Here is a 13,631-nt window from a genome sequence, read left to right as displayed (position 1 = left end):
TGCAGCTATTCCATTATAGAATAGCTTATGAACTTACGTGGCTTTCAGGCATTCGTGGAAGTGGTGCGGCAGGGCGGCTTTTCCGCCGCGGCCCGTACCATCAATGCTACACAATCGACCGTCAGCAAGACGGTGCGGCAGCTCGAAGACGAACTCGAAATCATTCTGCTGGACCGCGAAACCACCCCTCCCCGTCTGACAAGCGCAGGTGAAATCGTCTATCGGCGCGCACTGGCTATGCTGACGGAAAAGGACGACATGCTGACTGAGCTTGGCGAGTTGCGCGGGCTGAAGCGCGGTCTTTTGCGCCTCGGATTGCCACCCATCGGTTCGAGTGTATTGTTCGCCCCGGTCTTTGCGACCTTTACCAAACTTTACCCGGATATCGACATTCAGCTCGTCGAGCATGGTAGCAGGCGGCTGGAGGAATTGCTTCTTGCAGGCGATATCGAACTTGCCGCTTCGCTTCTGTCGCTCGAAAGCAATTTTGAATGGCAGGCGGTGCGTCGGGAGCCGGTGGTGGCACTGCTTCCTGCCAGCCACACCTTCGCCGATAATGGCGGCATCCCTTTGCAAGACATTGCCAGTCTGCCCTTCATTCTGTTTGAAAGCGGCTTCGCCCTCAATCATATCATTCTCGATGCATGCCATCAGCACGGATTGTCCCCGAACATTGCCATGCGTTCCAGCCAGATCGATTTTATCGTGGAACTGGTAGCCGCTGGTATGGGTATTGGCTTTCTGCCACAAATGATTGCTGAACAGCGCAAGCACCCCGATGTCCGCATCCATAAGATCAAAGGCGCGGAACTGAACTGGGACATGGCCCTGATATGGCGAAAGGGTGCGTTTTTATCCCATGCCGCACGGGCCTGGCTCACGCTATGCAAGCATGAAAACACCCATCACGAGGCTTGAAACCCGCACCCGCGCGCCTATCTCAATTGAATACACCGACGCCAAGGGGAGCTATAATGCGCCCATCACCCATACGGCTTTAAGAGGAGGCCATCATGGAAGGTCAGGTTATATTCTATAAGGGCGACAGGATCATTTACCGGCACCACGTTGAGGTGCAGGAAGACGACTATTCAAAAGGCGTCAACGACGCACTCATCGCCTTCCAGCGCAACTATGCCGGCTTCGATCTTGCCGACGACAGCATCCACATCCGCTTTAAGCGACCAGGTGACGTTTGAAACCTGCAGACATCCTGGAGAAAGTTTCGTCTGAGAAATCAGGCGAAGGCTGCCTCGCGTGCAACGCGGTGAATATCGGTACGTGACAGACCGAGATCATAAAGCTCGCGGTCGCTGCAGCCACTGAGTTCGCGCAGATTTTCGCGATACTGCATCCAACGGGAAAACTGGGTACGAAGGTTGTTCATGATGGTATCCCCTTATGTGCAGCACACCTCTTTTCAGGATGTGCTGTGCTTTTTTACCTTCCTCCCAATATGAAGTTTCCGCCTTTTCAATCGTTTTGAGAAGTGCATAAACTGCATGGCTGCAATGCCAAACCCGCCACCTTAAAAGAGCAGATAGGTAACGCAGTTCGTTATCTTGCGCGAAAAAGTGATCATTAAAACAGGCCTCATATCAGTTGGGAGAGGCTTAGAAACTTGTAATCTTCCAATTTTAATTAAATCTACCTATCTGACTTAACAGGATAAGATTCCCTAACATATGAACAAAACGATATTTATTGTCGGCAATGGCCCCCTTGACCATGATTTGTCCGCTGAAATTGACGCTGCCGATCTTGTCCTTCGTTTCAATGAACCGCGCGTCTCTCTCGGAATGAGCGGTACAAAGACCGACATGCTTATGCTCGCCACCTCGAGCAAGCAGATGGAACAGTGGATCAAGGATCCAGCCTTCATCAATTCGGAAATTGTTCGCAATACCCCGGAAATGCTGTTTGCCTTCCACCCAAGCATCATCAAACGGTTTCATCATCACCCAAACATTCTGTCACGGCTCAAAGGTCGCCGCGCCGACTGGACCAATGAGGCGATTGACTATTTCGGCCGGGCTGGCAAGAAAATCCGCATCATGCCATCGCAGGACTATTTTGCTGTTTGCGACGAGCTTGGTATCAGCGCCGATCGGATGAAAGAGGTTTTCCCAAGCACTGGGTTCTTTGGCATCTGGCTGGCTTTACGCAAATACTCGCAGCCCGAGTGGGATATCAAGATTTGCGGATTCAGCTGGGAAGGCTGGAAGCGCCATGACTGGAATGCCGAACGAAAATGGATTGAAGAAAAGATCGCCGCGGGGCTTCTTCATAAAGTAGGTTAGAGCGCATCCCGAAAAGTGTGAAACGGTTTTCGGACAAGATGCGCGTGAAAACAAATGATTGGAGCGCCGACCTGATTCAATCAGATCGAAACGCGCTCTAATAAGTGCGACTTGCGAAAATCATGCGCATGGCAGATATAGAAATCCGCTTCGGCTGAAATTACTTTTTGCGCGCTCAGGTTTTACATGAACATCAAGGCTTTCATCATTCATTTGACGCGCGCGACTGACCGCAAGCCGCAAGTGGATAAACTCATTCACGAGCTGCCAGTAAAAACGGAAGTAATCGATGCTGTTGATAGCCGCACCCTCACAGACGCTGAGATAGGCCGCGTTTACAAACACAAGCTTCATGCACCGCGCTATCCGTTTGAGCTTAGCAAGAACGAAATTGCCTGCTTCCTGTCCCATCGCAAAGCATGGCAGGCCATCGTCGACCAACAACTGGACGCAGGCTTCGTCATTGAAGACGATATTGAACTCACTGATGTTTTCAATGCTGCCTTCCATGCGGTCAGCAATCATTTTGAGCCCGGCAGTTTCGTACGCTTTACATTCCGCGATGACCGCGAGGATGGACGCGAAGTTTTCCGTAACAATGAAGTGCGTATCATCATTCCAAACCCGATTGGGCTTGGCATGGTCGCACAGCTTGTAAGTTTCGATGCTGCTAAAAAGCTGCTTGCAATCACAGAACGATTTGATCGTCCTGTCGACACGTCAATTCAGATGCGTTGGGTTACTGATTTACAGCCGCTCGCAGTCATTCCTGGTGGCGTGAAAGAAATTTCTGCGCAGCTTGGCGGCACGACCATTCAGCACAAGAAATCCCTTTCCGATAAGCTTAAAAGGGAAATCATGCGCCCTATCTACCGGATGCGTGTGCGCGGCTTCTCCTCAAGATCGAAGTGAGACAAATGGCGGTCCCCGTTCTTCTTTATCACCAGATTGCACCTCTGCCGCACAAGAAGATCCCGTTTCGCGGCCTTTGGGTTCATCCGGACAAGTTCCGCAGCCAGATGGCGTGGCTGAAACGGCTCGGCTATCAGGGCCTCTCGCTGCGAAACGCTATGCCCTATATCAAAGGCGAGAAGATCGGGAAGGTTGCAGTCATCACCTTCGATGACGGGTTTCTCAATAATTATGAGAATGCCCTGCCGGTTCTTGCGGAGTTCAACTTTACCGCAACCAATTACTTCGTCGCAAATCAGGTTGGCGGCAGCAATATTTGGGATCAGGCCATGGGTGTTCCCTCGACACCCTGCATGTCGGTGACACAGATGCGCGAATGGGCGGCCTTGGGTCATGAAGTCGGTGCACATACAGTCGACCATGTTAATCTGGAAAAGACGCCCGAAGAAGAAGCTCGTCGACAGATCGTGCAGTCCAAAACCATGCTTGAAGACATGCTCGGATCAGAAGTGACAAACTTCGCTTATCCCTATGGTGGGAATCACCAGACCCACCGCGACATGTGCCGCGACGCTGGTTTTGAAACTGCGACAACGACCGTTCATGCACGGGCGCGTGCAAGCGACGATCGCTTCGGCATGCCGCGCGTTTATGTTCGCCGCAGAGATATGGCACCCAAATTCATTTTCCGCCTCATGACGAAATGACCAACTTTTTCATCCAAGCGCTGAAAACCGGCTATTTGTTTGATTTTGATCAATGCAGCTTCACGAAAGCGTGGCAAATTGCCCGCCATTGCGCCATGGACGCAAACACGCAAAAGCGGTACTAGAGCAATAACAAGGAGCGTATAATGGACTATCGCCGGTTTTTTGAAGAAGCGATCGACCAGCTGCACGCCGAGAAGCGTTACCGCGTTTTTGCCGATCTTGAACGCATTGTTGGACGTTTCCCCCGAGCTACCTGGCGCAACAATGGCATTGCACGTGAGATCACCGTCTGGTGCTCGAACGACTATCTTGGCATGGGGCACCATCCTGATGTGATTAAGGCGATGTGCGAGACCGCCAACAGCACTGGTTCCGGCGCAGGCGGCACCCGCAATATTTCGGGCAACAATCACCCACTTGTAGAACTTGAAGCCGAACTTGCTGACCTGCATGGCAAGGAAGCTGGCCTCGTTTTCACGTCCGGTTTTGTGTCCAACGAAGCCTCGATTTCGACCATTGCACGTTTGCTTCCAAACTGCCTGATCCTTTCTGACGAACTGAACCACGCTTCGATGATCGAAGGTGTGCGTCGTTCGGGTGCAGAAAAGAAGATTTTCCGTCACAATGACGTCGAGCATCTGGAACAGTTGCTCAAGGCCGCAGACCATTCCCGCGCCAAGCTGATCGTGTTTGAATCTGTCTATTCGATGGATGGCGACATTGCGCCGATCGAGAAGATTGCCGATCTGGCCGACAAGTATAACGCCATGACCTATATCGATGAAGTTCATGCAGTTGGCATGTATGGCGTGCGCGGCGGCGGCATTACCGAACGCGACGGTCTTGCACATCGCATGGATATTATCGAAGGCACGCTTGCCAAGGCATTCGGAGCACTGGGCGGTTATATTACCGGTTCACGCGCTATCATCGATGCCGTTCGCTCCTATGCGCCGGGCTTCATCTTCACAACATCACTTCCGCCGGCAGTTGCCGCTTCCGCTACCGCTGCGATCCGTCACCTGAAGGTTTCGCAGGTCGAGCGCGATGGTCAGCAGCGCCAGTCGCAGCGCGCCAAGGATGTTCTTTCGGCTGCCGGTTTCCCGGTCATGCCGTCGGAAACCCACATCGTGCCAATTCTGGTTGGCGATCCTGAACTGTGCAAGAAAGCCAGCGACCGTCTTCTCGACGTACACGGCATCTATATCCAGCCGATCAACTATCCGACTGTGCCACGCGGCACAGAACGCCTTCGCATCACACCGTCGCCATTGCATGACGACCTGCTGATAGACGGCCTCAAGGATGCGTTGCTGGAAGTATGGAATACGCTCGGCATTCCATTTGCTGAACCGGATGCACCAAAAGCTGCAAATTCCGACCGCGTTATTCCGCTGATGGTTTCAAAAGCAGGCGGCTGATAAACACAGTATATAGAATTGAAAAAGGCCGGTAAAAACCGGCCTTTTTGGTTTTTAGAGATCATTAATCCAGCGAACCAATCTTGCAGCGGCCTCATCCACCTGCTGCTGATCGCGACAGAAGCAGAGGCGGAAAAAGCCTTCGCCGCCAAGCCCGAATGCACTGCCCGGTGCAAGGCCTACATTGGCATTATCAACCATGTCGATTGCAGCCTTGACCGAATCCGTCACACCATCCACACCGAAGAACAGATAGAAAGCCCCCTGCGGCGGCGTGAGACGGACCTTTCCAGTGCTTTGCAAAGTTGCGCAGAGATGATCTCGTGTTGAGCGCGCGCGTTCAACCTGCATGGCAATAAAATCATCGCCGTGGTCGAGCGCCGCAACCGCACCGCGCTGCATGAACTGCGCAACACCGGAATTAGAATACTGGATCATATTTTCAACAACGGGGCCAATCGAAGGATGAACGGTCATCCAACCCACGCGCCAGCCAGTCATCGCCCAGTTTTTGGAAAACGAATTGACGAAGATGATGCGGTCGTCGGGTTCCATGATGTCCATGAAAGAAGGTGCGCGTCCGCCACCGTAATAGAAATGGGTGTAAATCTCGTCGGCAATGATCCAGATGCCCTTCTCGCGCGCCATCTCGAGAATAAAGCGCAGTGTTTCGCGATCCGCAGTCCATCCGGTCGGATTGGATGGCGTATTGATAAATATCGCGCGCGTGCGTGGGGTGACGGCTGCGGCGATCTTCTCAGGATCAAGCACCCAGCCATTGGCACCGAATTCAAGTTCCACGGGCACTGGAACCGCACCGGCAAGTCCCGCTGCGCCAACAAAATTGGGCCAGGCCGGTGAGAGATAAATCGCTTCTTCACCTGCACCCGTTGTTGCCTTCAGCGCCATCTCGATGGCGTGCATGCCCGAACCAGTGACATAGAAGTTATCGGGCGTGAAGGATTGAGAAAAATGGCGCGCATGATAGCGAGCAAGAGCCTCGCGCAGATCAGGAATACCAGCCTGCCATGTGTAGAAGGTTTCGCCGTCGGCAATTCCCTTCTGAGCTGCCTCGCGGATGAAATCCGGCGTGGAAAGATCGCCCTCACCGACCCACAACGGAATCAGGCCCTCTTTGCCACGACCGTGATTGGCAACGGCAACAATGCCGCTTTCAGGTGATTGAGCTGCTTCACGGCGAAGATTGGCGATAAGCGTCATTTGTTCCCACATAAAATTCGATTTTGATTACACCTGCTTAGCAAGGAGCAATCATGAAATCACGTGGCATTTTGTGATGATCCGATCAACCACATTGATGGGTCGAACCGGTTCTCACCTTGGGAAGGCGCGCACAAAAAACGGAGCCATGAAGGCTCCGTCGTTTGTCAAAAATTTTGGGTCGCCTATTCTGGGAAAAATCAGGCTTTGCTCTGCTTTGCGAGGAGATCGCGGATTTCGGCGAGCAGCACTTCGTCGCGCGGCAGCTCTGCAGCAGCTTCCGGCTTGGCTTCTTCCTTCTTCTTGAGCCTGTTCATGCCCTTGACGACGAGGAACAGAACCCATGCAATGATCAGGAAGTTGATAAGCAGCGTAACGAAATTGCCGTAAGCGATGGTCGCACCGGCTTCACGAGCTGCAGCCAGCGTGGTCTTCGGATCCCCAGCAAGCTGAATAAACATATTGGAGAAATCGATACCACCCGTCAACAAACCGATGATCGGCATGATAATGTCATTGACGATGGAATTGACGAGGCCACCGAACGCCCCGCCGATGATAACACCGATGGCCAGATCGACCATATTGCCCTTGAGAGCAAATTCTCTGAATTCTTTCAACATTAGCCTGTATCCCTCTCGAACACGAACTCAAACCGGGCCGTCTTTGCTGCGGATAAGGTTCGCCAGATAAACTTCTCGCTGTGAACCGATGAGATCAGGGATGATCACAAATGTTCACTCGCTAGTTTGTAGGCTAAAATAACCGAAGAAAAGATGAACTGTGCAAAATGCACCGTTTAGAAGTGTCTTTTTTTGAATTTGCTAATGTTTGGGAGCTGGAGACGCAAAAGATGCGTCTCCTAAAACAAATTTAAGCAGCAAACCGCTTGGTTGCTTCAATCAACTCATGCGTAATTCCGGGCTCGGTCACCGCGTGACCGCTGTCTTCAACAATTTTGAGATCAGCTTCTGGCCACATCTTCTTAAGCTGCCATGCATTGATGAATGGCGTGCAGATATCATAGCGGCCATGGACGATCACGCCCGGAATCTGCCGGACACGTTCAACATTCCGCAGAAGCTGGTCATCGCTTTCAAGGAAACCACCGTTCTGGAAATAGTGGCATTCGATACGCGCAAAGGCGATGGCGTGATGATCTTCTCCAAAAGCTTCAACACGAGCAGGATCAGGCTGCACCGAGAGCACTGAACCTTCCCATCGCGCCCATAGACGGGCAGCTGCAAGCTGCACCTGCGGATCGCGATCGGTCAGACGCTTGTAATAAGCTGCGATCATATCGCCGCGTTCTTCCTCAGGGATATGCTCCTGATAGGCCTCGAAGTGATCGGGGAAAATGATGCTAGCACCGTTGGAATACATCCAGTCGACTTCAAACCGGCGCACCATGAAAATGCCGCGTAAGATGATTTCCGACACGCGTTCCGGATGGGTTTCCGCATAGGCAAGGCCCAGCGTCGAGCCCCATGAGCCACCGAAAACCTGCCACTTGTCGATGCCCAGATGTGCACGAATATGCTCCATATCGGCCACCAGATCCCAGGTGGTATTCTCGCGCAATTCTGCATGCGGTGTAGAGCGACCGCAGCCGCGCTGATCAAAAAGGATGATGCGGTATTTCTCTGGATCATGCAGGCGACGCATGGCGGGCGTGATGCCGCCGCCCGGCCCACCATGGATCATGATCACAGGTTTGCCATCAGGATTGCCGCACTGCTCGACATGGATGCGGTGTAATGACGAAACCTGCAGCATCTCTTCCTTGAAGGGCTGGATTTCCGGATAAAGCGTATTGCGCGTCATTTAATGCCTTTTCGTTCCCGCTGGAGCATTTCCAGTTTAAACTGAATTGTTAGAAATGTTCTGTCTCTTTGTTTAAGCGCATCTTGTTCCGAAAACCGCTTCACACTTTTCGGGATGCGCTCTGGAGCATTCCCTGTTTTGCCGGGAAGGCTCTTGTTCATCACTGAAATTAGCACACAATACGGCCAGAAGGCGGCAATGCGACATATGAATCCAGCTAAGCAATGCTATTTTTGGTTGCCCGGAACAAAAATCGGCATAAAACGGAAAGGCTGCATGTAAAGTGCAGCGCATGGGGAGGACTTTCAGAATGGCGTGCGAGGCTTATGCAATTCATTATCGCTGACGACCATCCGCTTTTCAGAGGTGCGTTGCGACAGGCTCTGTCAAGCCTTCCTGAAGAAGCAGAAATCCTTGAAGTCGGCGATTTCGATGCAGCGAAAAAGCTCGTCGTAGAACGCGACGATATCGACTTGCTTTTGCTTGATCTGACCATGCCTGGCGGGACTGGCCTTTCTGGCCTGGTCACGTTGAAAGCACTTCAGCCTGCTTTGCCGGTCATTATTGTATCAGGCACCGATGACGCAGCAACAATCAGGCACGCGGTCGAATTAGGTGCATCAGGCTTCATCTCGAAATCCGCAAGTATGGAAACCATCGGCGAGGCTGTGCACGCCGTGATCGCAGGCGATATCTGGACACCGTCCGACATTGATCTCGATCAGGCACATGATCCTGAAATCGAAGCGCTCATCAACAAGATAAGAACACTCACACCCCAGCAGACACGCGTATTGACCATGCTTGCCGAAGGCCTGCTCAACAAGCAGATCGCCTACGAACTGAATGTATCAGAAGCGACGGTCAAAGCGCATGTCTCCGCCGTTCTGCAAAAGCTCGGCGTTGATAGTCGCACACAGGCGGTCATCCTTTTGTCGCGCATAGGCAGCGACGCACTGACCTCAGAAGCCAGCTGAAACTATTTGTTTTTACGCATTTACCTCACGCATCGAAGCGGGATAAGAAATCAGTCCAGTGGACTGATTTCCCCGCGTAGGCGCTTCGCACTTTTGCTGGAAATGCTAATAAGTCACTCTGCGGCTGTTGGACGGCTGGAAGCGACTTCACGCTGATGCAACGCGCTCGATAGAAGCGAGCGCAATGCTGCCGGGCGCAATGGCTTGTGCAGGACGATGACATTTTCATCGTCAGCCCGCTTGCGAACTTCCTTGGAGCGATCAGCTGTCAGCAGAATAGCCGAAATTTCATGTTTGAAGCTTTCCCGCGCAAAGCCGATCATGTCCAGCCCGTTTTCATTATCGAGATGATAGTCGGCGACGATAATATCCGGTGGCACTTCCCGCTCGACACAGAATACCTTCAGCTCGGAACCGCCACGCAACGTGGTTACATTGCAGCCCCAGCCAGTCAGAAGCGTTTCCATCCCGGCCAGAATATTGGCGTCGTTGTCGATACAAAGCACATCAAGGCCGGTGAGGCTCGACGCACGCTTCACGCCCGTGCGGCTTGCAACCTCTTCCATAGGAGCAGGTGCTGCGCTGATTGGAATGCGCAGCGTGAAAACGCTGCCTTTCCCTGGCGTTGAGGATAGTGTCAGGGGCAGCGACAATACACGTGCAATACGATCGACAATGGAAAGGCCCAAACCAAGGCCTTCCGCCTCACGCATGCCTTCATCAAGACGCGTAAACTCACGGAAAACCAGTTTCAGTTTCTGCTGCGGGATGCCAATCCCGGTATCAAGCACTTGCAATTCAATAAAATCGCCACGTCGGCGAACACCAAACAGAATGCCACCCTTACGGCTATACTTGATTGCATTTGAAACCAGATTCTGGATGAGGCGTCGCAGCATGTTGCGGTCTGTCTTCACCACGATACTCGACGGCACCACCCGCAGTTTAAGCCCCTTTTTACGAGCCATCGGTGTGAAATCTGTCGCAATCTGACTTAGAAGCTTATCGAGACGGAAGACCGAAACTTCCGGCTTGAGTGCGCCCGTATCGAGCCGCGATATATCGAGCACCATGCCCAGGATAGCCTCGACCGATTCAAGTGAAGAATCGATGTTGCGGGCGAGCTGGCTGGTTTCTGCACGTCCAAGCTTTTCTGTCAGCGCTGTACTGTAAAGCCGTGCAGCATTGAGAGGCTGCAAAATGTCATGGCCAGCTGCAGCCAGAAACCGTGTCTTGCCAAGGTTTGCTTCTTCGGCTGCGGATTGTGCCTTTGCAAGCTTCTGGTTCACGTGCGTCAGCTCGGCAGTACGATCCGCGACGCGCTGTTCAAGAACTTCGGCCGCCTTCTGGCGCATCAGATCGGCCTCAACTTCGGCAGTAATGTCTGTATAGGTTGCGACAAGCCCCCCATCCGGCATGGGATTAGAATTGATCTCCAGCACCTTTCCGGTCGATTTCAGCGTCATGCGCCATGGCTGTCTGAGGGTTGCAAGAGACCGTATAACCGAATGCTGCGCGTTGACGGCAAGATCGCCGCTGCTGGCCAGATGCTCGACAATTTCGGACACCGGAATACCGACCTGCATCACTTCATCCGGCAGATCAAAATGAGCACGGAACTGACGGTTCCAGCATGTCAGCCGCAGATCCTTGTCGAGCACCGTTATGCCCTGATCCATCTGATCGAGCGCAATTTGCAGAAGATCCCGATTTTGTTGCAGGGCGACAGACGCATCATCAAGCAATTGCCGTGCGTCACGCGCAGAGGCATCGTTGCGTTGGAGAAGCAACGACAGGACGAGACGCGCCGACGAGGAACCGACAGCAGTGCCCAGCAATTGCTCCGCATAGCGGATCAACGGTGTGTCCACCGTCATGCCGGGATCGAGCCTGCGCTGCTCTCGCCCTTCAAAACGAAGGAAAGCCCGCTCAACACGTTCGGCTCCGAGATAGCGGGCCATGGTTGCTTTGAGTTCTGCGACCGTAACCGTTGTCCGAAAGCGCTTGAGGGTCGGCGTACCAATAAAATAGCGCGGCAGAAAAATACTTGCCTGAATACGTTCAAGCGGTGTGGAGGCACGTGAAAGCGAGCCAAGAATGTAAAACAAGGTGTTGGCCGCAAGGCTCCACATGACGCCATTGGTCAAAGGCAAAGCATCGGTGCCAAACAAGGCCTCAGGCCGTAAGGCGGTAAAACCAAGAAAGCCTTCGCGCAGGATCTCCGCGTCTTCCGGAGCCATGGTTGGCAGAAGCAACGTATAGGACCAGATCAGAAAGCCAGCAGACAGGCCGAGCATTGCGCCACGTCCATTGGCATTGCGCCAGAACAACCCGCCGATAAACGAGGGCATAAACTGCGCAATGGCTGCAAAAGATATCAGACCGATGGATGCGAGGTGAATATTATTGGACGCCATGCGGTAATAGACGAATGCCAGCGCCAGAATGCCGATGATCGTCAGTCGCCGCGTATTGAGAATGATCATCGTCAGATCGCGCTGTTCAGTCGGATGGCGAACAGCGAGCCTGCGAATGATAAGCGGCAGCACAAGGTGATTGGAGATCATGATCGCCAGCGCCACGCAAGCAACGATAACCATAGCCGTGGCTGCTGAAAGCCCGCCGAGAAAGGCTATCAGCGCAAGCCAGTGGGCACCGGCTGATAGTGGCAGTGCCAGCACATAAAGATCGCCACTGACTGTATTGCCAAGCGTCATGACGCCGATGAGCGCAATCGGGAAAACGAAAATATTGATCAGGATCAGATAAAGCGGAAACAGCCATGAGGCGGTACGCAGTTCTTTCTCACTGCGGCTTTCAACAACCGTCACATGAAACTGGCGCGGCAGCATGATGATGGCGGCAGCACTCAACGTCGTATGCACGATCCACGTACCGATTGAGGTTTCATAGTGAAAGGCATCAAGGGCCGCTGGCGATTGCGAAATCTTCTCGATCAATTCTCCCGGCGAGCCAAAAACAAAGAAGGTGCAGGCAAAACCAACTGCAAGAAATGCGGAAAGTTTGATCACTGATTCAAGTGCAACCGCCAGTATAAGGCCGTTCTGATGTTCGGTCGCATCTGTGTGACGCGTGCCGAACAGAATGGCGAAGACTGCCAGAACGGCAGCCACCGGCAGGGAAATATCGCCAAAGACAAACGAGGACGGATCAAAGGCCGAGCCATAATGCTCCATCACCAGCCCGACGCTGCCGGAAACGGCTTTAAGTTGCAGCGCGATATAGGGAATGGAGCCGACTGCTGCGATACAGGTTGCAAGTGAAGCCACGCCAAAGCTCTTGCCATAACGGGCAGCCAGAAAGTCAGCGATGGAGGTGATGTGTTCTGACTTCGCCAATCGTACGATGTGGCGCAACAGGCGATTGCCGAGCGTGAAGACCAGAATTGGACCGATATAGATGCCCAGAAACTCGAGTCCACGCTGCGCCGAGAGGCCAACCGAACCGAAGAATGTCCATGACGTGCAGTAAACCGCGAGACTGAGTGCGTAAATATAGGGGCGTGGAGCGCTGCTCCAGCGTGCGGCGCGCCTGTCGCCGATGCTTGCAACCGCAAACAACATCAACAGATATAAAAATGCCGCGCCTATAATTCCCCAGCCCTGCATTGCCGGACCATCCTCCCCTGCTGCTCCCCACTAATTGGAGGAAGCAGACATGGGAAGGCAAGCATTTTCATAGGTAGCGCGCAAGGCCCACCATATTATCAACTCGTTACTGAGCGGGCGCCGTACGCTCAGTAGGCTTATCGGCTTCGCTGTCGAAACTCTTCGTAACGTCCATGAAGCGACGCATGAAACGTTCCATATAGCCAAGAGACTGCTCAAACTCTGCATCTGTTGGCAGCTTGGACGCTGTTGCTGATGCACCACCTGCTTCAAGGGCTGTAACCTTGTCCTCGAGCTTCTTCACCCGATCCTGCAAATCAGAAAGATCGTTTTCGTAAGCTTCCCGATCCTCGGTCGCCATCTTGCAGATAAGCTGTCCCTGTTGCTCATTGCAAACCGACAGTGCACCGGTGCGCGTATCGAGCCGAACATAACCAGTTTCGGTGCCTTCAAGGCGATAACGCCCATTTTCCTCAGCATAGGCCCCGCTTGCAACAAAGCTTGTACCCAGCAATGAAACGGCTGCGAGTGTGCGAAATAGCGGCATGGTGTTGCCAGACATGGTTCGATCTCCTTCAGAGCATATTTTAAGCACATCTTGCCCGAAAACCGTTTCACACTTTTCGGGATGCACTTT

At 52.9% G+C, this 13,631-nt stretch carries 13 protein-coding genes; 7 read left to right on the top strand and 6 right to left on the bottom strand.

The window, feature by feature from the left end; genetic code table 11:
- Positions 1-27 precede the first annotated feature (27 nt).
- Positions 28-918: a LysR family transcriptional regulator gene (locus C9380_RS02615; RefSeq protein WP_105705375.1), complete on the top strand. Its 891-nt coding sequence runs from the start codon at positions 28-30 to the stop codon at positions 916-918.
- A gap of 95 nt (positions 919-1,013) precedes the next feature.
- Positions 1,014-1,199 carry a hypothetical protein gene (locus tag C9380_RS02610; protein ID WP_105705377.1) on the top strand — a complete coding sequence of 62 codons (186 nt, stop codon included), beginning with the start codon at positions 1,014-1,016 and terminating at the stop codon, positions 1,197-1,199.
- A 38-nt stretch (positions 1,200-1,237) separates the two neighbouring features.
- Here C9380_RS02610 and C9380_RS02605 read toward each other — a convergent pair whose 3' ends face one another.
- Positions 1,238-1,387: a DUF1127 domain-containing protein gene (locus C9380_RS02605; RefSeq protein WP_084486813.1), complete on the bottom strand. Its 150-nt coding sequence runs from the start codon at positions 1,385-1,387 to the stop codon at positions 1,238-1,240.
- 298 nt (positions 1,388-1,685) lie between these two features.
- Here C9380_RS02605 and C9380_RS02600 point away from each other — a divergent pair, with 298 nt between their 5' ends.
- The 4 genes from C9380_RS02600 to hemA all read left to right on the top strand — a co-directional run bounded on the left by C9380_RS02600 (position 1,686) and on the right by hemA (position 5,343).
- Positions 1,686-2,300 carry a glycosyltransferase family 29 protein gene (locus C9380_RS02600; protein ID WP_024897794.1) on the top strand — a complete coding sequence of 205 codons (615 nt, stop codon included), beginning with the start codon at positions 1,686-1,688 and terminating at the stop codon, positions 2,298-2,300.
- 186 nt (positions 2,301-2,486) lie between these two features.
- Positions 2,487-3,212, top strand: coding sequence for a glycosyltransferase family 25 protein (locus C9380_RS02595; RefSeq protein WP_128092934.1), 726 nt, complete (start codon positions 2,487-2,489; stop codon positions 3,210-3,212).
- Positions 3,213-3,217: 5 nt separating this feature from the next.
- Positions 3,218-3,919 (top strand): polysaccharide deacetylase family protein, encoded by a 702-nt coding sequence (locus C9380_RS02590; RefSeq protein ID WP_024897796.1) that lies wholly within the window; start codon positions 3,218-3,220, stop codon positions 3,917-3,919.
- A 146-nt stretch (positions 3,920-4,065) separates the two neighbouring features.
- Complete coding sequence (hemA, locus tag C9380_RS02585) at positions 4,066-5,343, top strand: 5-aminolevulinate synthase (protein WP_024897797.1); 1,278 nt, start codon at positions 4,066-4,068, stop codon at positions 5,341-5,343.
- 54 nt (positions 5,344-5,397) lie between these two features.
- Here the strand turns inward: hemA and C9380_RS02580 are convergent, their stop codons facing one another.
- The 3 genes from C9380_RS02580 to pip form a co-directional block, all read right to left on the bottom strand.
- Positions 5,398-6,564: a pyridoxal phosphate-dependent aminotransferase gene (locus tag C9380_RS02580; protein WP_024897798.1), complete on the bottom strand. Its 1,167-nt coding sequence runs from the start codon at positions 6,562-6,564 to the stop codon at positions 5,398-5,400.
- Between the two features lie 200 nt (positions 6,565-6,764).
- On the bottom strand, positions 6,765-7,187 hold the full coding sequence (gene mscL, locus C9380_RS02575) for a large conductance mechanosensitive channel protein MscL (RefSeq protein ID WP_024897799.1): 423 nt from the start codon (positions 7,185-7,187) through the stop codon (positions 6,765-6,767).
- Between the two features lie 250 nt (positions 7,188-7,437).
- Positions 7,438-8,388 (bottom strand): prolyl aminopeptidase, encoded by a 951-nt coding sequence (gene pip / locus C9380_RS02570; RefSeq protein ID WP_024897800.1) that lies wholly within the window; start codon positions 8,386-8,388, stop codon positions 7,438-7,440.
- Positions 8,389-8,714: 326 nt separating this feature from the next.
- Here pip and C9380_RS02565 point away from each other — a divergent pair, with 326 nt between their 5' ends.
- The gene (locus tag C9380_RS02565; RefSeq protein WP_128092933.1) at positions 8,715-9,365 is read left to right on the top strand and encodes a response regulator transcription factor; all 651 of its coding nucleotides are present in this window, start codon (positions 8,715-8,717) and stop codon (positions 9,363-9,365) included.
- 113 nt (positions 9,366-9,478) lie between these two features.
- On the opposite strand, the gene C9380_RS02560 is transcribed toward C9380_RS02565, so the two are convergent.
- Entirely contained in the window at positions 9,479-12,994 is a 3,516-nt protein-coding gene (locus C9380_RS02560) for a PAS domain-containing hybrid sensor histidine kinase/response regulator (protein ID WP_128092932.1), read from the bottom strand.
- Positions 12,995-13,100: 106 nt separating this feature from the next.
- Positions 13,101-13,556 (bottom strand): hypothetical protein, encoded by a 456-nt coding sequence (locus C9380_RS02555; protein ID WP_100559728.1) that lies wholly within the window; start codon positions 13,554-13,556, stop codon positions 13,101-13,103.
- Positions 13,557-13,631: the final 75 nt, after the last annotated feature.

This window comes from Brucella pituitosa (assembly GCF_003049685.1).
GTDB lineage: Bacteria > Pseudomonadota > Alphaproteobacteria > Rhizobiales > Rhizobiaceae > Brucella > Brucella pituitosa.
This window is presented reverse-complemented; position numbering and strand designations above follow the sequence as displayed.